General features: G+C 45.3%; 17 protein-coding genes, 3 tRNA genes and 1 other RNA gene. 5 read left to right on the plus strand and 16 right to left on the minus strand.

Annotated features, from left to right (window positions below):
- Position 1: 1 nt before the first annotated feature.
- Positions 2 to 1,147 (minus strand): M20/M25/M40 family metallo-hydrolase, encoded by a 1,146-nt coding sequence (locus P1P89_07370; GenBank protein MDF1591319.1) that lies wholly within the window; start codon positions 1,145 to 1,147, stop codon positions 2 to 4.
- Positions 1,148 to 1,244: 97 nt separating this feature from the next.
- Between P1P89_07370 and P1P89_07375 the strand changes: the two genes are divergently transcribed.
- Positions 1,245 to 1,342 (plus strand) — tRNA-Sec (locus P1P89_07375).
- 696 nt (positions 1,343 to 2,038) lie between these two features.
- Positions 2,039 to 3,151 carry a DUF2786 domain-containing protein gene (locus P1P89_07380; protein MDF1591320.1) on the plus strand — a complete coding sequence of 371 codons (1,113 nt, stop codon included), beginning with the start codon at positions 2,039 to 2,041 and terminating at the stop codon, positions 3,149 to 3,151.
- 35 nt (positions 3,152 to 3,186) lie between these two features.
- Here the strand turns inward: P1P89_07380 and P1P89_07385 are convergent, their stop codons facing one another.
- The 14 genes from P1P89_07385 to P1P89_07450 form a co-directional block, all read right to left on the minus strand.
- Entirely contained in the window at positions 3,187 to 3,621 is a 435-nt protein-coding gene (locus P1P89_07385) for an FAD-dependent oxidoreductase (protein MDF1591321.1), read from the minus strand.
- Entirely contained in the window at positions 3,606 to 4,814 is a 1,209-nt protein-coding gene (locus P1P89_07390; protein ID MDF1591322.1) for an FAD-dependent oxidoreductase, read from the minus strand. Before P1P89_07390 ends, P1P89_07385 begins: the two co-directional genes overlap by 16 nt.
- Before the next feature lie 102 nt (positions 4,815 to 4,916).
- Entirely contained in the window at positions 4,917 to 5,603 is a 687-nt protein-coding gene (gene ispD, locus P1P89_07395; protein ID MDF1591323.1) for a 2-C-methyl-D-erythritol 4-phosphate cytidylyltransferase, read from the minus strand.
- A 41-nt stretch (positions 5,604 to 5,644) separates the two neighbouring features.
- The gene (locus tag P1P89_07400; GenBank protein ID MDF1591324.1) at positions 5,645 to 6,955 is read right to left on the minus strand and encodes an HPr family phosphocarrier protein; all 1,311 of its coding nucleotides are present in this window, start codon (positions 6,953 to 6,955) and stop codon (positions 5,645 to 5,647) included.
- A gap of 34 nt (positions 6,956 to 6,989) precedes the next feature.
- An RNA gene (gene rnpB / locus P1P89_07405) (RNase P RNA component class A) lies at positions 6,990 to 7,390 on the minus strand.
- Positions 7,391 to 7,579: 189 nt separating this feature from the next.
- Positions 7,580 to 8,290: a C4-type zinc ribbon domain-containing protein gene (locus P1P89_07410; GenBank protein MDF1591325.1), complete on the minus strand. Its 711-nt coding sequence runs from the start codon at positions 8,288 to 8,290 to the stop codon at positions 7,580 to 7,582.
- A gap of 107 nt (positions 8,291 to 8,397) precedes the next feature.
- Complete coding sequence (locus tag P1P89_07415) at positions 8,398 to 9,516, minus strand: Nif3-like dinuclear metal center hexameric protein (GenBank protein ID MDF1591326.1); 1,119 nt, start codon at positions 9,514 to 9,516, stop codon at positions 8,398 to 8,400.
- Positions 9,517 to 9,709: 193 nt separating this feature from the next.
- A tRNA-Ile gene (locus tag P1P89_07420) sits at positions 9,710 to 9,782 on the minus strand.
- A gap of 54 nt (positions 9,783 to 9,836) precedes the next feature.
- Positions 9,837 to 11,831, minus strand: a complete 1,995-nt coding sequence (gene rpoD, locus P1P89_07425; GenBank protein MDF1591327.1) for an RNA polymerase sigma factor RpoD — start codon at positions 11,829 to 11,831, stop codon at positions 9,837 to 9,839.
- Between the two features lie 53 nt (positions 11,832 to 11,884).
- Positions 11,885 to 13,669 carry a DNA primase gene (gene dnaG, locus P1P89_07430; protein ID MDF1591328.1) on the minus strand — a complete coding sequence of 595 codons (1,785 nt, stop codon included), beginning with the start codon at positions 13,667 to 13,669 and terminating at the stop codon, positions 11,885 to 11,887.
- Between the two features lie 226 nt (positions 13,670 to 13,895).
- Positions 13,896 to 14,648 (minus strand): 1-(5-phosphoribosyl)-5-[(5-phosphoribosylamino)methylideneamino]imidazole-4-carboxamide isomerase, encoded by a 753-nt coding sequence (hisA, locus tag P1P89_07435; protein ID MDF1591329.1) that lies wholly within the window; start codon positions 14,646 to 14,648, stop codon positions 13,896 to 13,898.
- Positions 14,645 to 15,196: a hypothetical protein gene (locus P1P89_07440; GenBank protein ID MDF1591330.1), complete on the minus strand. Its 552-nt coding sequence runs from the start codon at positions 15,194 to 15,196 to the stop codon at positions 14,645 to 14,647. The genes hisA and P1P89_07440 overlap by 4 nt, the downstream gene beginning before the upstream one ends.
- Before the next feature lie 242 nt (positions 15,197 to 15,438).
- Positions 15,439 to 16,026: an imidazoleglycerol-phosphate dehydratase HisB gene (gene hisB, locus P1P89_07445; protein ID MDF1591331.1), complete on the minus strand. Its 588-nt coding sequence runs from the start codon at positions 16,024 to 16,026 to the stop codon at positions 15,439 to 15,441.
- 84 nt (positions 16,027 to 16,110) lie between these two features.
- A tRNA-Ala gene (locus P1P89_07450) sits at positions 16,111 to 16,186 on the minus strand.
- 288 nt (positions 16,187 to 16,474) lie between these two features.
- On the opposite strand from P1P89_07450, the gene P1P89_07455 reads away from it, so the two are divergent.
- Positions 16,475 to 18,208: a YcaO-like family protein gene (locus P1P89_07455; protein MDF1591332.1), complete on the plus strand. Its 1,734-nt coding sequence runs from the start codon at positions 16,475 to 16,477 to the stop codon at positions 18,206 to 18,208.
- Between the two features lie 334 nt (positions 18,209 to 18,542).
- Here P1P89_07455 and P1P89_07460 read toward each other — a convergent pair whose 3' ends face one another.
- Positions 18,543 to 19,112, minus strand: coding sequence for a YqgE/AlgH family protein (locus P1P89_07460; GenBank protein ID MDF1591333.1), 570 nt, complete (start codon positions 19,110 to 19,112; stop codon positions 18,543 to 18,545).
- A gap of 235 nt (positions 19,113 to 19,347) precedes the next feature.
- Between P1P89_07460 and P1P89_07465 the strand changes: the two genes are divergently transcribed.
- Together P1P89_07465 and P1P89_07470 are read left to right on the plus strand one after the other, a co-directional pair.
- Positions 19,348 to 19,560, plus strand: a complete 213-nt coding sequence (locus P1P89_07465; protein ID MDF1591334.1) for a hypothetical protein — start codon at positions 19,348 to 19,350, stop codon at positions 19,558 to 19,560.
- A gap of 292 nt (positions 19,561 to 19,852) precedes the next feature.
- Positions 19,853 to 21,196 carry a glycerate kinase gene (locus tag P1P89_07470; GenBank protein MDF1591335.1) on the plus strand — a complete coding sequence of 448 codons (1,344 nt, stop codon included), beginning with the start codon at positions 19,853 to 19,855 and terminating at the stop codon, positions 21,194 to 21,196.
- The last annotated feature ends 89 nt before the right edge of the window (positions 21,197 to 21,285 follow it).

The following is a 21,285-nucleotide window of genomic DNA, read 5'->3' on the forward strand; positions in this document are numbered from 1 at the left end:
ATTATTTGTTTTCTCCTGCGGCATGAAGCTTTATGATTTCTATTATCAGTTCAGTCGTTTGAATCATATCCGTCAGTTTTATGGATTCCCTCACCGTGTGCATATCCCGCATCCCGGTACCCAGCACGCCGGTCACAATCCCCTTTTCAAAGAAAATGTTTGCATCCGCACCGCCTCCGGTGCTCTTGGTTATCATCTTTCTGCCGAGGATCTGACTGGCTTTCCGGGACAAAACCACGACGGGATGATCGTCAGGAATTTGGGTGCGGGAAAAATCATGCTTAACACTAACTTCCAGGCGGGGCGCACCCTCGTCATTCGACGGCTTATATTCGGCAACGGCTGTCCGGAAGGAGGATACAATCTTGTCGGTAACCGACCTTAGCTTTTCCTCGTCGTGACTTCTGACTTCTCCTTTTACCGTCACCAGTTTCGGGACGATATTGATCGCCGTGCCGCCTTCAATGACGCCGATATTACAGGTTGTCTCCCGGTCGATCCGGCCGATTTGGAGCCCGGCAATTGCCTTGCCGGCCAGCCAGATGGCGTTGATCCCTTTTTCAGGGGCTGCACCGGCATGGGCATCTTTGCCATGGATTTTAAACTCCAAGCGATTTGCGGAGGGTGCTCGTGTGATAATGCCCTCTGTGTCGGTTGCATCCAGTGCAAATCCATAAGATGCTGAAATCAATTTATAATCAAGATTTTTCGCCCCCTGCAGACCGATTTCCTCACAAATGGTCAATACCACTTCCAACGGTCCATGGGGCAGGCCCTTTTCCTTGATGACTTTTATGGCCTCAAGCAATATCGCAATCGCACTTTTGTCATCCGCCCCCAGGATAGTGGTCCCATCGCTTGTAAACGTTCCATTTTTTAAAACCGCCCGGACACCCTTGCCCGGGTCGACCGTATCCATATGTGCATTCAGCAAAAGCGGCGGCGCATCCACATTTCCGCTTATTTTTGCGATGAGATTTCCCGTGTTACTCCCTGTTTTGCTTCCGGCATTGTCACTGAAAACCTCAGCCCCCATTGATTCCAGTATTTCTCTGAGTGTTTTTGCAATCCCACCTTCATTTTTTGAAACACTATCGATTCCAACCAAACGTTTGAAGGTTTCTGCCAACCGGTCTTTATTTATCATACAGAGACTCCCTTGCAGGCCAACAGAACACTTGTCCGTACCATAGTATTCTATTGACAAAGAAAAATAATAATTTATTATATCAAAATATTACATCGGAAGTGCACAGCTCACTGGTGGGGCTCCCGGACTTCAAATCCGGTGTGGGGCGCTAAAACCGTCCCGGGTGGGTTCGATTCCCATGCACTTCCGCCATTTTTGTCTTCGGCCTAAAAACTCCGATATTTTCCATCAATCAAATTTTTTCGTATCTATACCCCGATAAAGGGTGAAATCCGTTTCCCTTATATTGAAACTATCTAAATTTTTTGTATTAATCACTAACACAAGTCTAAATTGAAAACAAACAGACAATCGACAGCAACTGAATATAATTTTAATATCAATCATGGATCAACCGGATACATCCATTTATATCACCTGTACCCGACGAAAGGGACAGCAGAAAAAACATGTCGCTGTCTGCGACAGTTGCCGATGGCAATCGTCTTGTGAATCCTATCAGGCGCATCTACTGAAAAAAACCCGGAAACACCCTGATGTTTTATTGACAACAGCGGAGAGGCCTTTTATAGATATAAATTTATTGAATGATATCCGGCGGGAACTCAGGGAAGTCCATTTGATATTGGCGGATTACCCGCATCCGGAAAGATCGGCCGCTATAAGTGAAATTAAGGATACGCTGAAAAATGAAAATTTGCTTGGTCATCTCAAAAACGAACTCAGCCGGCTCAGATCTCTTTTGAAAATATATTAAACCAATAAGCTCAGGAGCTTTGCGAAAGCGTTTTTGCCTATGTTGTCGCCTTACAAGAATGATCCTCCCTATAGAAGCTTTAATAAGCAGGCTGCCGGTAAAGTTTTAAAGAAGCACTCATCGTGTTGTTGATGGTCCATGATTTAAATATCCGGATTCAGGAAAAACTCGAGCATCTTATCATCCACGGCCTCGTTTGCGAATGGGAAATTGCGCTTTGGGTATTGGAGCCCGATGAACGCGGGCTGCTCCAAAAGCCCTTAATCAGCATCCGGGATTTAAAGAGTAAATGGGGTTACTGGTCGGGCCAACAAAAGGAATTGTGTTTAAGCCGGGATCTTGTTCTGAATCATGGTTGGGACTCTGTCCGTGAAGTGCTCCTGCATGAAATCGCTCACCAGTATGCCGAGCAGGTGCTGGGCGCCCATACCGAACGCCCCCACGGCCATGCATTTCAGCAAGCCTGCCGGAGGCTTCGTGCCAACCCGGAGGCATCGGGACATTCAAAACCGCTCCGGGAGAGGCTTGCCAATGAAGCCACGGATACGAACGATAAGATTGTCCAACGAATCAAAAAGCTTTTATCCCTCGCCCAGAGTTGTAATCCGCACGAATCCGAATCCGCCATGTTAAAAGCACATGACCTGATTGCAAAATACAACATAAACCTCTTCAAAGAGGATACCAACAGAAACTATACCAGTGTATTTGCCGGCAAGTCCGCTCTGCGTCACCGCCGTGAAGAATATCATCTGGCCCATTTGCTGCAGGATTTTTACTTTGTCCATGGTCTCTGGGTGTCAACTTACGTGCTGGATAAGGGTAGGATGGGACATGCGCTCGAAATCAGCGGCACACCCCAGAATATCAGAATCGCCAGCTACGTATATGACTTTGTCAAAAATTATATTCATTCCCAGTGGGAGTCATACAATTTTGATAAAGGTCTGAATCGTTATCGCCGGACCGACTTTGCCGTCGGCATCATTGAAGGATTCCGATCCAAACTTACGGCAAAAGATAAAAATATTTCAGCCCACAACGATCAAACAGCACTGGTGGCAAAACAAGACCCACAGCTTAGAGCGTTCGTAGACTATAAATATCCTCATACCGTAACACGCCGCCGTAATATCTATAACCAAGATGAAACGGTATTGAATGCCGGGATAAAAGCAGGAAAAAAACTGGTCATTTCAAAAGGAATTTCCGAAAGATCCAATGCCATAAAACTATTAGAGTAGATGACCGCCCTACCCTATCGTTGCAACGTTAGGGTCTATTTTTTGCGCAGCCAATAGGGATTCATCAGGTCCTCAAATATACTCAGGGCCGCCCCTGACCCCTGACCTGCGGCCGTGACAATCTGTTTATATCCGCCCTCGACATCACCTGCCGAATAGATACCCGGGATGTTGGTGCGGTGATGGGCGTCATGCTGAATATAGCCGTCACCGGTCAATTCCACTCCTATCTTATTCGCCAAGTCTACGGCCGGCATGTAACCAATCGCAATAAATACACCGTCAATTTTTAATGTTGATGTTTTTTGGGTTTTATTGTTGATCAGCAAGACTTCTTCAACCCGTTCTTTTCCTTTTATTTCCGTAACCTCCGTGTCCCATAAGACCGGAATTTGATTATCCGTCAGATTTTTTACCAGATATTCTTGCGCCCTTAATGCATCACGCCGATGAATCAACTTAACGGATATCCCCAGATGATGAAGGTGGAGGGCCTCTGTAACGGCACTATTTCCCCCCCCACCATAACGACCTCTTTGCCTCTGAACAAAGGCCCGTCACAGGTGCTGCAGTAACTCACCCCCCTGCCGGCCAGCCGCCGCTCACCGGGAATCCCCAAGTGCTTGTAACTGGCCCCTGTCGCCAGCAACACTGCTTTGGAGCGAAATTCCCGCCGGGTGGAAACAGCCTGAATCGGATTGCCGGGCTTAATCTCCATAATTTCTTCACCTGGAAAAATTTGAACATATTCAAGGGCATGACTCACCATGATATCCACCAGGGTTTTACCCCCAACCTGGTTAAAGCCCGGGTAATTTTCCACAACCGGTGTTGTCGCAACCTGGCCGCCGAGGACGCCGCGTTCCACCACAGCGGTCTTTAATCCGCTCCTAACGGCATATATACCCGCCGTCAGTCCAGCCGGCCCGCCACCCACAATCAACAGGTCGGTCTCCACAAGTTCAGCATCACTATCCGGAATAAAAACTGTTTGTGGCTCCATTTTCAGAAGCGATAGGATAAACACTTCCTCCAGCTGGGCGCCCTGCCCGATCAAGACATCGTTGGCAAAGGCTTGGGGAACACTATGGGCCGAATATTGATCCGCCAGGTCCGGACGGGACTGGATGTCGACCAGCTCAAGAGAAATGTATTCCGGCTTCTCTATGGCAGCCCTGACCGCATTAAGCGCCTGCTGGGGGCAGTAAGGGCAGGTGGCACTTACAAAAACTTTTACCCTTCTATATGAATCTATTTTTTTGATTGTATTTTGTGATTGCTCGCTCAAATTACTTTTTCCAAGGCCGACGAGAATCAATGTTTCCAGAAAAGTTCTCCCTTCTTCACCCATCGGCGCACCGAGCCAGCGAATGTCGTAACTTCCCGGAGCAATCAGGAGCGTCGGCGAATGGACCACTTTCCATTTTTTGGCCAGTTCGTGATCCAAATTATACTCCCTGAATGTTATTTTGGGTGACAACTCCCGGAAAGCCCGAATGGTCTGCCTGTTTGTCTGACAGAAAATATCATCCCGCCCCTTCTCCGTAAACATAAAAAGGGGGATATCGTTCGGCAACTGCTTGAATGTTTTTGTTAATTGATTCAAGAATTCCTGTTCGGCTGAATCTGTTAAATTTGACTTATTATCAGACTTAATTGTCATCGCAATTCTCCCCCATCATAGGTATCACTTTAAAAGTATTGTCAAAAATATGTTCCGTCAGGGTTTTGAAATGGCTTCTAAACAAGGCCCTAAATTAATCTTTTATTTTAATAGCGCAAGCATCGCCTGGGCGATTTGCAGATCCTCGGGGGTGGTGATTTTAAGGTTATTCCTGTTCCCCGTCACAATCTTCACCTTATTACCCAAACGTTCCACCAGTAATGCATCGTCGGATGCGATAAAACCATCAACCCTTGCTTTTTCATGTGCCCGGGTTAGTAAATCATACGCGAAAGCCTGGGGTGTCTGCGCCTGCCATACCCCTTTCCTTTCAATGGTGCTGCAGATTAAACCGGATCCATTTACTTTTTTTAAAGTATCCGCAACGGGAACAGCTAAGATACAAGCGCCTATTTCCCTTGCGCCTTGTATGCACATTTGTATGTAATCGGGCTTCACAAAGGGCCGGACACCATCGTGAATCACCACGATACCTTCTTTGTCCTCGATTTTGCGGAGTCCGTTATAAACCGAAAGCTGACGTTGGGATCCGCCCGGCACCAGTTGAATGTCAATGCTAAGTTTTAGCGGCAGTACAACTTTATGGCGACAATAATCAATATCCGGCTCCGGAACAACCAGATAAAGCTTGTAAATAGAACTGCAAAGACTGAATGCCATCAAGGAATAGGCCAGAATCGGATGATCCCCCAGCCTGAGATACTGTTTGGGAATGGAATCTCCCATGCGGACGCCTTGACCGGCCGCAACAATGATTGCAGAAACCATAGCAAGAAAATTCCCTGTGAGGGCCGTCTGGTTTAGAGATATTATCGCAGATATTTCAATTCATTCGGAAGGGGTACGCCTTTGCCCATCGTATCCTCTCCGTAATTTACGCCGGCAAGGATTGCAATATCTTTTAAGGCACGGGTGTCGCCCTCAAAAACAACTTCGGAAAGATTTTCCTTTAGAATTTTACCGCCGGCCCATTGGATGTCTAAGACACTGCTGGCGTCAAACCGGTCTCCCCTTACAATCAATTCAACCTGTCCGCCGAAATGTTGGACAATTTTGGCAACCATCAGGCTCGGGCGGCTGTGAAAGCCGAGCTTAACAGGAACTTTAACCGTAATGGCGGATCTCTCGATATTTTCATTTAATATCTCACGGGCCAGTTCTTTGCCGCTTGTCAGAAAGTGGCATATATAGTAAAGTCCGTAATTAATCGTCCGATCAAGCAGAATCTCCGGATTTATCAGGGCCGCTAAGCGTTCCTGTACCTTTTTATAAGTGTCCTTATAACCGGCCTCATGCAGGTGGCGCTCATAAAAGTGAAGAAGTCGGCCGGTCATTTGTAAAAGGTGAAATATTACCGAAATATATCCACGAAGCTGCTTCAGTTTTCTATCTCCGTAGCGATACCCCCCATGGATAACATACGTATCAAATGAAGACTGCAGGTTGTGCACCAGCATCTCAAACCGCCTGATTTCAACTTCGTTTATTTTTTGAGGAACAATGGTCAGGATTTCGGAAAAATCATAGGGTTCGTAAAATCCTAATTGTTCAAAATTTGCAGTAATACCCAGCAACTCACTGGCAATTTTAACGATTTCTTTCTTATGCTGATCCGGCGCCTCATCATTGATATCGAAATCAAGCATTTCGCTGGTGGCAATTCCGGGGAAATCCGCCGGCTCGAAACTCTCCTGGGGAAACGGTATCTGCAGCCGAAGGGCTTCTTCCAAAATAACCGGCGCTATTTGAATAAGACATCCGGCCAGAAAATCAAGCGTCGCATACCCATGGGATTTAAAATCCTCAACATCATCAAGTCCATAAGAGGCGAGTCGATTTGAAATATGTTTTTGTGAATAGCACCCCAAGCTCAGGTGTCTGACGGCGGCCGTCATCTCCCGGTAAAAATACCAGTTCTTATTGTTTTTGGCTCCGTGAAAATCGAGGAAATCTTCCAACAGCTGCGAGCTGGAAATCAGCCTAGAATAGAGTTTTTTTGTAAAAACATAGCGGGACACATCAAAGCTTGCAATGTAATTACAGGATCTTAAATAATCGTAAGAGAAATGTCTTACCTTTTCAGTAAAGGAATAATCACAAAATGATTTTTGAACCTTCATGTTTTTTATCAGTTTTTCTTCAATAATTGAAAAACGGCCAAAGCGGCCCGTAAGCCGAATCCTGTTCCCGTTTCAGGTTGCCCCGTAAACGGGTAACGATCATTCATCTAAGGATGCTTGTTGCCAAGCACCTCTTGCAACCAACCCTGGAGCTCGGACGGGCCATCCTCAAGCACTCCTCTATTTGGTCTTGCGCCGGGTGGGGTTTACAAAGCTTCCCCGGTCACCCGAGGAACTGGTGCGCTCTTACCACACCGTTTCACCCTTACCCTGCAGTGATTTCTGAAATTCAGAACCCATTGCAGGGCGGTATACTTTCTGTTGCACTTTCCTTCACGTTACCGCGACTCCACGTTATGGAGCACCCTGCCCTGTGGCGTTCGGACTTTCCTCCGGATCAACAAGTTCAATCCAGCGATCGTTTAGTCCGCTTTGGCCGTAAATGGTAACTATTTACTTAGAAGTCATTTCAAAACCTCAGATCAGGTCTGAGGGCAGGGCGTCCCGCCCATTGCGGGACAACGCCCCTATCAGGCCTCAGATGGGGTTTTGAAATGACTTCTACATTATAATACGGGATTACCAACATTACAAAAGGTATTTTCTCACCGTGTTTTAAGGCTGTTATTCAGTTTCCGACCAATAAATCATTCGTTGGCAATGAGGGCACATGGTCAGCGTATCATATCGCTGGAGTTCATTATACATCTGAGAGGGAATATTCAAATTGCACCCCTGGCAGACCCCGTTTTGAACCGCCGCAATTGCAACACCCCGGGTTTGACCTTTTACCAATCTGTATTTTTTTAGCAATTCCGGTTCAACCCGTCGGGAAATGTTCTCGATGTCCGTTTCAAGCCGGGCAAGTATCTGTTGGTTCCGGATCATGTCCTGCTGTATCGTTTTTTTCTCGATATCAACCTGAGCTTTTATTATTTCTATTTCGGATTTTTTTGTATGAATCGCCTGCTCAATTGTTTCAATCTTTTCCAGAATAGCGATCATTTGATCTTCAACAATAGAATTCTTTAGCTGCATATCTTCAATTTCTTTAAGAATAGACTGATATTCCTTATTGTTCTTTACGGATCCCAGCTTTTCCCGGCTTTTCTTTGCCCGTGTTTGAGTCATCTGAATATCCGATTCAAGCAGGCGATATTGTTTCTGAAGTACATCCAACTGAGTTTGGATTTCCTGATACCCCTTTTCTCTATCAAGGACTCTGGCGTCGAGCCCCTCAATAGAGTTGGCAACATTATTTAATTTTGATTTTATAGATGCAACCTCTGATTCAACTCGCTGCAAATCTACCAAGGTTTTTAGCTTTTCCGTCATATTTTCACCCAGAGCAGGTCCTCTTTGGAATTGTCAAAGTTTCGGCCGATATGGCCTGTCCCGCAAAATAGCCTTAGATTCCCGGATAAGTCTCTTGTCTACGCCTGCTATAAAAGGACAAAGGGGTCTTTTTCAATCTTAGATTTATGTAATTTAACACCCAATCGATTTTTGTTTAAAATTTCTCGGAGCCGCTCGGCAAGCATATCGATAACAATCCGCTCTGAAGCAAAATGTCCGATATCGATTAAAGCAAGTCCGGCAGCTTCAACCGCCCTGGCATCATGATAGCGCAGGTCTCCGCTGATAAAAACATCCGCCCCGGACAACAAGAAACTGTCTATAAGTCCGGAACCACTTCCGGTGGACACCGCCACACGTTTAACATTATATTTGGGTCGCCCCACAATTCTGACGGATTCAATTTCGAGTATCTGCTTAATCTTTTCAGCAAGGGCGAACAGCTTCATGGTTTTTTCCAGATCACCGATTCTTCCTATCCCCTGGTTGATTTCATTCATATGGAGCGGATAGATATCATACGCCATCGTTTCATATGAATGGCAAGCCTTAATATGTTCTAAAACAGCATGGATGTCGTCCCGTTGCAACACCGTTTCAATTCGAATTTCCTCCACATGGGAAATTTCTCCCCTTTTACCTGAAAAAGGGTTGGCCGAGGGCCCTGGTTTGAAAGTCCCTTTGCCCTGCACCCTGAATGAACAGCTGGTGTAGTCACCGATTCGGCCTGCCTGTGTTTCAAAAAGTGCCGACAGGACTTTTTTCTCATCATTCAGGGGAATAAAAAAAACCAGTTTGACGAAATCATCTCGAATCTGTTTGTGGAGCACTTTGAGATTTTTCAGACCGATCCGAACAGCAAATTGTTCGTTTAACCCCTTGGCAGCGCTATCAAGATTGGTATGGGCCGCAAATATAGCCATTTGATGGTGCATCGCCATTTCAATGATTTTGCCGATGGGCGTACCCGTATCAATTGATTTCAGCGGCTTGAATATCAAGGGATGATGGGTAATCAAAAGGTCGGCCCCTTTTTTACACGCCTGGGTTACAACATCAGGGGTGGGATCGAGAGCGATCCAGATACTTTTAACCGGCCATTTCCTTTCGCCAACCTGTAACCCCACATTGTCCCACGCTTCCGCCATGTTGGCGGGCGCTATTGTTTCCATCATGGCAACGATGTCTTTTACCTGTAGATCCATGGTCTCCAGCCTAAGCCATAGGGTTTTTCAACAGTATGAGTAACAGGGCTTGTAGTTGCAGGTTATTTTAAAAAAAAGGCGCGGTACCTTATCCCAACCACGCCTTTAATGATTCAAATGCTCAAGAGAGAAAAACAGGGTCATAAGATTCAGGCCTTATAACGGCATCTTTAAATTCTTTCTTTAAATAATATGGGCCCACCTGGGTTCGAACCAGGGACCGACCGGTTATGAGCCGGTGGCTCTTCCAGCTGAGCTATGGGCCCAAAAGATTCAAAAGCGTCTGAGGTACTAACTTTAACCGACTAATTTGTCAAGTATCAGGTTTCAATAAAGCTTTTCAGTTTTCGGCTTCGCGTCGGATGTCTTAATTTTCTTAAAGCCTTCGCCTCTATCTGGCGGATTCGTTCCCGTGTCACTGCAAAATCCTGCCCGACTTCTTCGAGGGTATGATCCGCCTTTTCACCAATTCCGAATCGCATTCTCAAGACCTTTTCTTCACGCGGTGTCAGCGTCGCCAAAACCTTGCGGGTCTGCTCGGCCAGATTGAGGCTTACGGCAGCATCTGAGGGTAATACAAACTTTTTGTCTTCAATAAAGTCGCCCAGGTGACTGTCTTCCTCCTCACCAATGGGCGTTTCAAGGGAAATAGGTTCTCTGGCAATTTTAAGAACCTTTCGGACCTTCTCCAGGGGAATTTCCATCTTATCCGCTATCTCCTCGGGAGAAGGTTCCCGGCCGAGTTCTTGCACCAGATATCTGGATGTGCGGATGAGTTTATTAATCGTTTCAATCATATGAACCGGTATCCGAATGGTACGCGCCTGATCTGCTATCGCCCGCGTAATGGCCTGTCGAATCCACCAGGTCGCATAGGTGCTGAATTTATAGCCCCGGCGGTACTCAAATTTATCGACCGCTTTCATCAAACCGATATTCCCTTCCTGAATCAAGTCCAAAAACTGTAGGCCCCTGTTGGTATATTTTTTGGCGATGCTGACAACAAGCCGCAGATTCGCTTTAATCAATTCACTTTTGGCTATCTTGGCTCGTGCGCGCCCCTCCTCAACATTGGCCATAATTCTTTTAAGTGTCCGGTTCTTGGCTTTTATAGCCAGTTCCTTTTCAGCTATCTGCCCCTGCATCTTTTTCAGCCCGGAATATAGCAAGGCCATACCCGTCCTATCCAGGTCACAGCGTTCCTTCACCCATTTCATAAAGTTTGTTTTGGTCCGTAGCTGCTCACGCAGTTCCCCTACGTTTGAGTTGACTGAATCCGCACACATCAAAAACATCTTATTGATCGAATCAAACCAGTCTATCTGATCTCTAATCAATTTTTCGATCTCATCAATCACCCCTCCTTCAAGCCGCCAATCTTTGAGTAGAAGGAATATTTTGCCGTTACGCCGGGTGATGCTTCTTCGGATTCTGCGCAACTTTTCCGGATCGATTTTTGCGAAAAATATTTTTTCCCGTAGGGATCTGTTTTCCTGGTCGATCTCTTTCATGGATCGAAGGGTATTCAGAAACTTTTCAATCAATAGCACTTCATCCACAAAAGTATCGCCTTCATCCACATCTCTTAATACATGCTTTGGACGAAGAGCCCCGGCTTCAATTTTATCACCGAGATCAAGGATACATTCCAACCCGGTAGTTGTATCAAGCAATGCTTTCAACACTTCCTGCTCACCCGCTTCAATCTTTTTCGCTATCTCAACTTCGCCCTCTCTGCTCAATAGCGTGACCAGTCCCATTTCACGCAAATACATTTTTACGGGGTCGGTAACGGTCCCGAAATCAGGCGTGATGGTTTCATCTTTGATAATTTCAGTAGACTTAATCTTCTCTGTGCTGGCCTCAATCTTGTTTTTTTCCTCAGATAAAATTTCTATATCAAGGTCATCGAATATCATCAGCGTTTCATCTAATTGGTCCGAGGAAAGCAAATCATCCGGAAGGGTTTCATTGATTTCATCATAGGTGAGATATCCCTGCTGTTTACCCCTTGAAATCAACTCCTTTAATGCTTGTTTGCTGGTTTTTTTCTCCTTTTGCGGCTGTTCGACGGATTCGGTGGTAACCGGCCTGATGGGAGGTACCGAAGCCTTGTTCCGTTTAGGTGCAGATTTCTTTCGGGCGGCGGCCTTTGTTGCTATTTTGGCATCCTTTTTTGGGGAAGCGGCTTTTTTTGCTTTACCTTTGTCGGTAACTTTCTGGGCGGTTGTGCGCCGCTTTGCCGTTTTTTTTGCCGCTACCTTTTGAGTTGTTTTCTTAGTGCTTTTCCGTTTTGCTGCGGATTTTTTTACCATTTATAATTGCCTCCTATCTACACCGGAATATTCCATTAAATTTAATAACTATTTTATTTAACTAATTTTTTTGCGACAATGTGTTTTTTCTTCAGCAACTGATTCACCCGTCCGACGTCTCCTTCAGCCTCAGCCGCCTTTATTTGTTTGTCAATCACGCCCTGGCCCCGCCTACTTTTGCCGGCTTCAAACTGATGGATCAGCTTTAAAGCCCCCTCCTGACCCCAGCCGATGTCCTCCATTGCGAGCGAAGCGATGATGGATTCATTTTCCTTTTTATCAATTAAAGATATCATTTCAGATGCTTGTACTTTATGATGCCCGCTTAGTTCTAAAATAGTACGTCCTATCGATTTTAAAATATCATCATCGAAACGTTCAATCAGATCCCGCGCGCGAATCTCCGGCAGAATCGACGGAAATTGAAGCATCATTGCAATGACGCGTTGTTCGATTCTTTTTGATGGGGCTTGAGCCGAAACCATCTCTTTGTTAAAAGAATGTTCCGAACTTTTTTTAATTTTATCGGGTTCGGTTTTGTCCTTTATTTTTTCCAGAATCGCCCCTTCATCAATACCGATTCTCTCGGCAAGTTCCTTGACGTACAAAGACCGATCGACGCTGTCCTGAATGGCTGCCAGGGGCCTTTGTAGCTCTGCAATAATACGTAGCTTTCCGTCGATCGTCAGGTCATGTTTAGCGACTGCCGAATCAATTAAAAAGGACAATATACCCTTTGCCCTGGCAGCAGCCGCAACAAAGCCTTCTACCCCTGATTCAAAAATATAACTATCCGGATCGTGGCCGGCAGGCAGTACAAGAATTTGCGCATTCACATAGCCCTTGTCAAATATTTCGATGCTTCGCAGAGCGGCCTTTAAACCCGCCTCATCAGAATCATATACCAGCACGACCCTTCCCTCTGTTCCGACAAACCCTTTGAGAATGCGAACATGCTCTGGTGTTAAGGCGGTTCCAAGCGTTGCAACGGTATTTTGGATGCCATGCTGATGCAAGGCCAATAAGTCAAAATAACCCTCCACAATGTAGACCGAATTCGCTTCACGACATTGATTTCTGGCCAGGTGAATACCGTAAAGCGATCGCCCTTTGCTATATACAGGTGTTTCAGGCGAATTCATGTATTTCGGCATGGAATCATCCATAACGCGGCCGCCAAGGGCAATCACTTGGGCGCTCATATCAAAAATCGGAAACATAATCCGGCCCCTGAAACGGTCATAATAGCCGTTTTTATTTTTTCTGGGAATGATGAGGCCGGTTTTTACGGTTACTGCTTGTGGAATTCGTTTTTTGGAAAATAGGCCGACAAGCCCCTCCCAACTCGTTGGGGCATACCCCAAACGAAATCGTTCAATAATCTCTTGGGATATCCGGCGTTTATTCAGGTAGGATCGAGCCTTTTTCGCTTCGGGATGATCGTTCAGGGTTTTTTGGAAATATTCCGTCGCCGCTCTGTTGGCAGATAAAATAGCGTCCCTTTCATTTAACCTTCTTTTTTGTTCAGGTGACAGGGTTTGGGTTGATATCTCGATACCGTAGCGCTGCGCCAGATTTTTGGCTGCTTCCGGAAAGGAAAGTCCATGCTGTTTCATTAAAAAGCTGAACACATTTCCACCCGTAGCACATCCAAAACAGTAGAAGATTTGTTTGTCCGGGCTGACGCTAAAGGAAGGGGTTTTCTCGGAATGAAACGGGCATAAACCCAAAAAATTTCTTCCCGTTTTTTTTAAAACCACCTCTTCCGAAATAATATCAACGATATCAGCTGCGTTTTTTATTTCTGAAAGCTTATCTTCAGGGATAAAAATTGCCAAACAGAGCGCCCTCCCCTAAATAAGGAACTTGGAAGACAAAAATACGTGGTAGGATTTTAAAGGGATGAAGTTTTTCTGAATCTTTTAATATTTCCCTTTGGCTCATCGAAGCATATAATGCGTCAGCAGAAAAACCCCATAAAAGTTAAATTTAAACAAATTGCTTTATTAAAAGTGGAAATATAATAACATAAATAATTTTTGTCAAGCTAATTTATTAAAATAATCAATGAGATCCAATGGGTCCGGTACGATTCGGTCTTGTGAGTTCAATCGCCTTTCTAAGATCCAACGTGCCGCTATAGAGCGCCTTGCCGGTTATCACGCCTGTAACCCCGACCGACTCGAGCGGAAGCAGGTGAATAATGTCCTCAATAACTGAAACACCACCGGAGGCAACGACCGGTATTGATATGGCTTCGGCCAAGCGTTGGGTCTCCGGTATGTTCGGACCGGTCTGCATACCGTCTCGGTAAATATCGGTAAAATTAATTGCAGCGACACCCACATCTTCAAATTGTCTTGCCAACTCCACAGCCTTAACTTGGGTGGTGTGGGTCCATCCTTCAATTGCAACAAGGCCGTTGCGGGCATCAATTCCGACGACGATTCGGCCGGGAAACAACCGGCATGCCTCTGAGACCATCTCTGGATTTTTGATTGCTTCCGTTCCGATGATCACACGTCTCACACCGATATCCAAAAACATCTTGACGGTGTCAATGGTACGTATTCCGCCGCCCACCTGAATGGGGACATGAACCCTCCCCAGTATAGCCTTAATGGTTGCAAGGTTTTGCGGCTCTTTTTCAATGGCGCCGTCAAGGTCGACCACATGAATCAATTCCGCACCTTCATTTTCCCATTTTTCTGCCATGGCGGCAGGGTCTTCGGAAAAAATCGTTTCCGCATCCATGCGGCCCTGGGAAAGCCGGACACATTTGCCGTTCTTGATATCAACTGCAGGAATTACAATCATGACTGGGGCAATGTTTTTAATATTTGTTCAAGTCCGTAAACAGCCAAATCCTCGACAGATATCCATCGTCCTTTGCGCTTGATGAAAGTTCCCAACTGAAAAAGGTCCTCGCTCAACGATCGCTGGGTTTCATTGAAGTGTCCGCTCCAGACAACCTGCCCGCCCTTTACCTGTATCATATCCATGTGAAAAGTGACCGCTGCCGGTAGATCAACGGAATAGTCGGAACCATCGCGGTCCCTAAATTGATAAACATAACCCACCAACACCCCATCAGCGTTGAGCGCTTGACCTGTTTTCAAAAAAAGATCTATTTCAGGCAGCTCTTTTTCACTATGCCGCAATAGACCCGAAATAACGCCCTGGGCTTGGGAGGTCGGAATCAGTCTAAAGCTGTTAAGCCGGCCTAACATTTCTTTAAGCTGTTTTGTCAGGAATTGAGTGGCTGTCGGCGCTACTTGTCCGGTTGTATATACTTTGCCGCACAATTGACACCTGATGCCGACGTTCTCGCCATAGATGTTTGAAACGTCCTGAAACGGCAACACCAGTAAGCGGTGTATGTCCGATGGCCTCCGTTCTGTATTCTGTACAATTTCAGTATGTTTATAACAAGAGGCACCCCAAAAAAGGCTCACAAAAACAATGGCAACAACCTGAACTTTGGATCGTATTCGATTTTTATTTTGGAGGGACATCTGAATCTTAAAAGCACCTCAACCGTTAACACCCGCTGAGCAGAAAGTGGGAAAAAAGCCGAAGCGGTATGAACGGATATTTTCTAATTCAATTACAAGACCCCTTTTGAAGACCGGACATCTTTCAAGCGGTCATCAATCGCGGTCGCCTGATCCAGTGCCCGGGCGGTCGATTTGAACATGGATTCAATGATATGGTGTTCATTCTCACCATAAACAACATTAATATGTAAGTTCATACCGCTTCGCGTGGCAAAAGCCCTGAAAAATTCTCTGGCAAGGGTAATGCCAAAAACCGCACCCGTCCCCTTGGTGTCCAAAACATGACAAACCAGATACGGTCTTTTAGACAAATCGATACTCACGTTGGTGAGCGCGTCATCCATCGGTGTCGATGCATGCCCGTAGCGTTTGATTCCTTTGCGATCCCCTAATGCCTTATCAAGCGCCTCACCTAAAACCAGGCCCACGTCTTCAACCGTATGATGAGAATCAACTTCCAAATCACCCCTGGCTTTTACTGTAAGATCAAAAAAACCATGAACCGCAAAGAGTGTGAGCATGTGGTCAAAAAAGGGAATTCCGGTGGATATTTTATGGGTTCCCGACCCATTTATTTTCAGTTCAAGGGAAATTTCAGTTTCTTTTGTCTTTCGTTCGACTGCGGCAGAACGTTTCATTTTTATTATAACCTATTGTTTTGATTTTATATAATATCAATGGGCCTAAGTACCGATAATACCAGCAAAAGGGGTTTAAATAAATGGTGGAGATGAGGGGGATCGAACCCCTGACCTCGGCGTTGCGAACGCCGCGCTCTCCCAACTGAGCTACATCCCCACGATATAAATTAATTTGTTTATCAAAATAATAGACTTCGGTCAATTCTAAATTCTAAATTTTCATAAAATTTCACGAAACTCCAAAACAGGTGGAATAAAAACATCCTTTCTTTGTCAAAAAACCGCAGATGCCTATTTCTTTAACAGCCGGCCCATGTTATTAAACCGGTCAGAAAAATTGAAAAAAACATCTTAAAAACTGTTCATTTTATACTATTTTGTGGTATGCTGACGGCCATTCATTAATATCAGAAAATATGTATTCATAGGTTATTGGAGGCCGTGAATGAAAAAAAACATCGAGCTTAAAGACGCTTTTAAACAATACACAATCGATCAGGACAAAATCCTGCCGCCCGAAGAAACGGTCAAACGGTTTAAGGAAAAGCTTAAATTATGCAATCTTGATATCTTGGAGCAGACCATCCGGATCGACAACGGTCGTCTGGACATCCCGATTTTTTTTAGTATTTGCGGTAAGGATGCCCTATCGATAACCGGAACAAAGAAGCAGATGGGAAAGGGTGCTACCCCGCAGCAATCGGAAGCCAGTGCGGTAATGGAACTGGCAGAAAGATTCAGTTTCTTCAGCTTCTGTAAAAATCCGAAAAATTTTATTATTGATACTTACCTTAATGTTGCAGAAAGCGCTATCCCTTTCGAAATGGTCGCGCAGTCAGTGCATGATGACTCCGATGAACGAATGGTTACCAGATCCATTTTTGAAAATCTGCCGTTGAAATGGACAAGAGGATTCAATCTGACCCGTGGAAAAGAAGTTTTAATCCCGTTTGACTGGTTTTTTATGATAAATGAGTTTAATGGGCCTTGTGCCGGCAATTGTGTCGAAGAAGCAATCAGCCAGGGTGTTTGTGAAATCGTTGAACGGCACGTATCCTCGATAATCAGCCAAAATCGTTTGCAGGTTCCGATCATCGATCCGAAATCTGCAACTGACCCCCTGATCCGCAATATGTTAGAAAAATATGACCGCAACGGGATAACCCTCCATCTTTCAGATTTTTCGCTGGATATGGGAATCCCCACCGTGGGGGCCCTCGCCTATGATCTCTCGACATATCCTCAAAAAAGTGAAATTGTATGGACCGCTGGCACAACGCCGAGCCCTCAAAAGGCTTTAAGCCGTGCCTTGACTGAAGTGGCCCAGTTAGCCGGTGATTTTAACAGCAGCTCAAATTACGTGGCCAGCGGACTTCCTAAGTTCAAAACCCTCACAGACGCCGAATACATCACCCATGAAAAAAAAATAATAAATATCAACGACCTGCCGGACCTTTCCAACAATAACATCAAAGTTGAAATCCAAAACTGTATCGCCGCCCTTAAAACAAAAGGCATGGATGTAATCGTCGTTGATACCATGCATTCTTTGCTTGAAATTCCGGCCTTTTACACCATTATCCCCGGAGCCCATTTCAGGGAGCGGGCATTGGGAACCAGCGTGGGACTCTTCTCCGCCAAGCTTTTGGCCGAAAGCAGGCCGCCCCAGGAAGCCTTGCATGAGCTTTTAAAAATCGAACGGTTGCTTCCCCGAAAATATTATATCAAGTTTTATATCGGGTCATGTTACCGTTCCCTGGGAAAGTTGGATGCTGCCATAACATATTATCGTCAGGCGCTCGACCTTGACCCCATACCGCAGGATCTTGTCAGTATCTATTCCTATTTGGGGCTCTGTTTAAAAGATATGGGTGAATACCGCAAGGCATTGACGGTGCTCAAAGAGGGAGAAAAAATCGACAAAGAACGAACTGATATTTATAACCTGGTGGGTTTCTGCCACTTTAAGTTGAAAGAATATGAGCTCGCAATCGATAGTTTTAAAAAAGTGGTACAGCTTAACCCTGCCTCAGCTATCGATTACGCCAATATTGCTTCAAATTATCGTGATATGGGAGATCCGGAAAAAGCCATCCGCTATTATGAACTCGCGTTAGCCCTTGATCCTTCGATTGAATTTGCGAGAGAAAACCTCGTTAAAATACAGCGTCAATCTTGAAACGAAAAAAACACAAATTTGTAAAATGTACGATTTTATGGTATAGAAATAACCGACTGTTGCGAAAGACGGGTCAATTTATATAAGGGGAAAAATGATTTATGTCTGAAAAACATCCTGAATGTCCGTTATACAATCCCTTAAACTGCAAGGAATATTACAATCCCAAGCTATGTGCATTTTCAAGAAAAGATAAAGCCTGCTTAAAAAAAAAGAAACCAAAGCCCAAATCCAAAAAATAGTTTCGTTAAAATCCCCCAGTGCCCCCCTCTCTATCAAGCCGGACTAATCCTTTTATTTTCACTTTAATTTAAATAAATTGTTTTATTATTATTCAGGCATGACCCGCGGTTTGGGAAAGTGAATTTGGATCAATCCCCATCTTTCGGACTGCGACCTCCCAGCGGTTTTCAATAGGTATGTCAAATATGATTTCATCCGAAACCGCCCCCGTCAACCAGGCATTTGCTTTTATCTCATACTCCAACTGCCCGGGCCCCCAGCCGGCACATCCCAAAGAAATCAAAAAAGATTTGGGTCCTGCACCTGCTGCCAGTGCGTTCAGAATGTCGATGGTATTGCTTATGGCCAAAAAAGGGGAAACCACAAGGCACCCTTGCCAGTTAAACGGCGGCCCGTGCAATACAAAAATCTCGCCAACATGAACAGGCCCGCCGATATGAATCTGGCGGGAAGAAACTTCTGGACTGCAACCGATGTTTAATTCTCCAAAAATTTCTTTTCCGGTAAGAGAGGGGTGAACCCGGTTTACAACAATGCCTACGGCGCCAGCTTGGGTATGTTCGCAAATAAACGTGACGGTCAGCAAGAAGTTAGGATCGTTCATTCCCGGCATGGCTATCAGAAGTTGCCCTTTGAGCGATTCCGGGCAATTTAGTTTCATTTCTTCCCCCAAGTATCGTCGGATTAGGAGCCAATCTAAAACCTCAGATCAAGTCTGGGAGAAAGGCGTCCCGCTAAAACTCGGGACAACGCAGCCACCAAGCCCCAGATGAGGTTTTTAAATTATTTTTATGTTTATTTGCCATTCTTGTCAATCATTCAAACGTTTTTTGTTTGACATCCCAATTTGAAAGGGGCATAAGGCACAACAAAAATTCGGTATCGGTGCGGTTGTATTGAGTTCGGCGCTGATAAAAACCGGGTCCATTGTGGCAGCCGGATCCGTGGTCAAAGAGGGGCAAATAGTCGGTCCGAACAATCTAGTGGCGGGAACCCCCGCATCTTTTAAAAAAATATTAACGGAAACCGACGACGACGCACTCGACAGACCGGTAAAAAATTACCTGAAGCTTGCCCATGAACACAAGGCCGTTCTCCAAAGAAGATAATATTAGTTAAAAGTTACATCATCTATTCCGTTATCCACACAAAATTTTCGTGCTGCATGGGATATGCTGAGCTTCAAGTTGGTCATAAAACACCTCAATTTTTAACTGTCTTCGGTATACTATAATTACGTTTCCGATTCATGCAAACAGCAGCCGGACCATTTTTGCTGTAAAATAAATTTATAGATTGAAAATGGTTGATCCCAACGAAACTTATGTTATAGGATTTAGCAAAATCAGTTCTATCGGGTTTATCACAACCTCTTTTTGGGAAAGGGAAAAAATTAATACCATGACAGTTCTTACAAAACAGATCGAAAAAATGCGAAAAGATGGCGCCCAAATTTTTTATCAGGGTTTGAAGGCTGTAGAACCGGCCACTGCCGTTAAACGTTTCTGCAGAAGCGATGGGACCCGCCTCATGTTTGCCGACCGGGCGTATGATCTTGCAAAAATAAACCGTGTGTTCGTTGTCGGTGCCGGCAAAGCCTCTGCCCCCATGGCGGCAGCAGTAGAAGAAATTCTTGGAGACAGAATCACCAGCGGTTCGGTTAATGTTAAATATGGGCATACCGCCCGGTTGAACAGAATCAAACTGATTGAAGCCGGCCACCCGGTCCCGGATGAACAAGGAAGCAATGGCGCCCAAGACATTTTAAATCTTGTAAAAACAGCTGAGAAACAGGACCTTGTGATATGCCTGATTTCCGGCGGCGGGTCTGCCTTGCTGCCGCTTTCATCGGAAGGGCTGACCCTTAAGGATAAGCAGGATACAACCAATGTGTTGCTGGCCTGTGGTGCCACCATCCATGAGATCAATGCCATCCGAAAACATTTGTCTTGTGTTAAAGGCGGCCAACTGGCGGCGGCAGCATACCCTGCCAGGATTGTGTCCCTGATGCTCTCGGATGTGGTGGGAGATGATTTAGATGTGATTGCATCAGGCCCGACCGTACCGGATTCCAGTACATTTCTGGACTGTATGAATATTATCAACAAATACAACATTGAAAAAAAATTACCATCAGCTGTTGTCAGCCGAATTAAAGCCGGATTATCCGGGCAAATTCCGGAAACACCGAAAAACGGCAACCCGGCTTTTCAAAACACACAAAACCTAATTATCGGAAGCAACTTTGAATCCATCACTGCCGCTAAACAAAAAGCCGAAGCCTTGGGTTACAAAACCCTCATCCTTTCATCCATGATTCAAGGAGAAACACGCGATATTGCCCAATTGCACGGCACGTTGGCTAGAGAAATTTTAAAAACCGGCAACCCCATCGCTAAACCGGCCTGCATCCTCTCCGGCGGCGAGACAACCGTTACCATACAGGGAAATGGTCTTGGTGGAAGAAACCAGGAATTCGTTCTGGCGGCGGCTATGGATATTGCCGGCCATGATCATATTGTAGTCCTTAGTGCTGGAACCGACGGCAATGACGGCCCTACTGACGCTGCCGGCGCGACCGCAGACTCCTTTACCCTGGGCAGGGCAAAAGAATTGAGTTTAGACCCGATCAAGTACCTTTCCAATAATGACTCCTACCATTTTTTCGAAGCAATGAATGATTTGGTTAAAACCGGCCCCACCAACACCAATGTCATGGATCTAAGGATCGTCCTGGTGACGTAATGCTTCTGAAAAAGCCGCAATTGATTTACACAACCGTTAATATAAAGCCCGGAAATGAAATATTTTTGAGATGAAGCTGATTTTTAGAC

It is taken from the genome of Desulfobacterales bacterium (genome assembly GCA_029211065.1).
In the GTDB taxonomy this organism is placed as follows: Bacteria; Desulfobacterota; Desulfobacteria; order Desulfobacterales; family JARGFK01; genus JARGFK01.

Bases quoted from the DNA above. Each gene is read 5' to 3' on its own strand.
- P1P89_07370 (MDF1591319.1), bottom strand. From the start codon at position 1,147: ATGATAAATAAAGACCGGTTGGCAGAAACCTTCAAACGTTTGGTTGGA.
- P1P89_07380 (MDF1591320.1), top strand. From the start codon at position 2,039: ATGGTCCATGATTTAAATATCCGGATTCAGGAAAAACTCGAGCATCTT.
- P1P89_07390 (MDF1591322.1), bottom strand. From the start codon at position 4,814: ATGACAATTAAGTCTGATAATAAGTCAAATTTAACAGATTCAGCCGAA.
- ispD (MDF1591323.1), bottom strand. From the start codon at position 5,603: ATGGTTTCTGCAATCATTGTTGCGGCCGGTCAAGGCGTCCGCATGGGA.
- P1P89_07400 (MDF1591324.1), bottom strand. From the start codon at position 6,955: ATGAAGGTTCAAAAATCATTTTGTGATTATTCCTTTACTGAAAAGGTA.
- P1P89_07410 (MDF1591325.1), bottom strand. From the start codon at position 8,290: ATGACGGAAAAGCTAAAAACCTTGGTAGATTTGCAGCGAGTTGAATCA.
- P1P89_07415 (MDF1591326.1), bottom strand. From the start codon at position 9,516: ATGGATCTACAGGTAAAAGACATCGTTGCCATGATGGAAACAATAGCG.
- rpoD (MDF1591327.1), bottom strand. From the start codon at position 11,831: ATGGTAAAAAAATCCGCAGCAAAACGGAAAAGCACTAAGAAAACAACT.
- hisA (MDF1591329.1), bottom strand. From the start codon at position 14,648: ATGATTGTAATTCCTGCAGTTGATATCAAGAACGGCAAATGTGTCCGG.
- hisB (MDF1591331.1), bottom strand. From the start codon at position 16,026: ATGAAACGTTCTGCCGCAGTCGAACGAAAGACAAAAGAAACTGAAATT.
- P1P89_07455 (MDF1591332.1), top strand. From the start codon at position 16,475: ATGAAAAAAAACATCGAGCTTAAAGACGCTTTTAAACAATACACAATC.
- P1P89_07460 (MDF1591333.1), bottom strand. From the start codon at position 19,112: ATGAAACTAAATTGCCCGGAATCGCTCAAAGGGCAACTTCTGATAGCC.
- P1P89_07470 (MDF1591335.1), top strand. From the start codon at position 19,853: ATGACAGTTCTTACAAAACAGATCGAAAAAATGCGAAAAGATGGCGCC.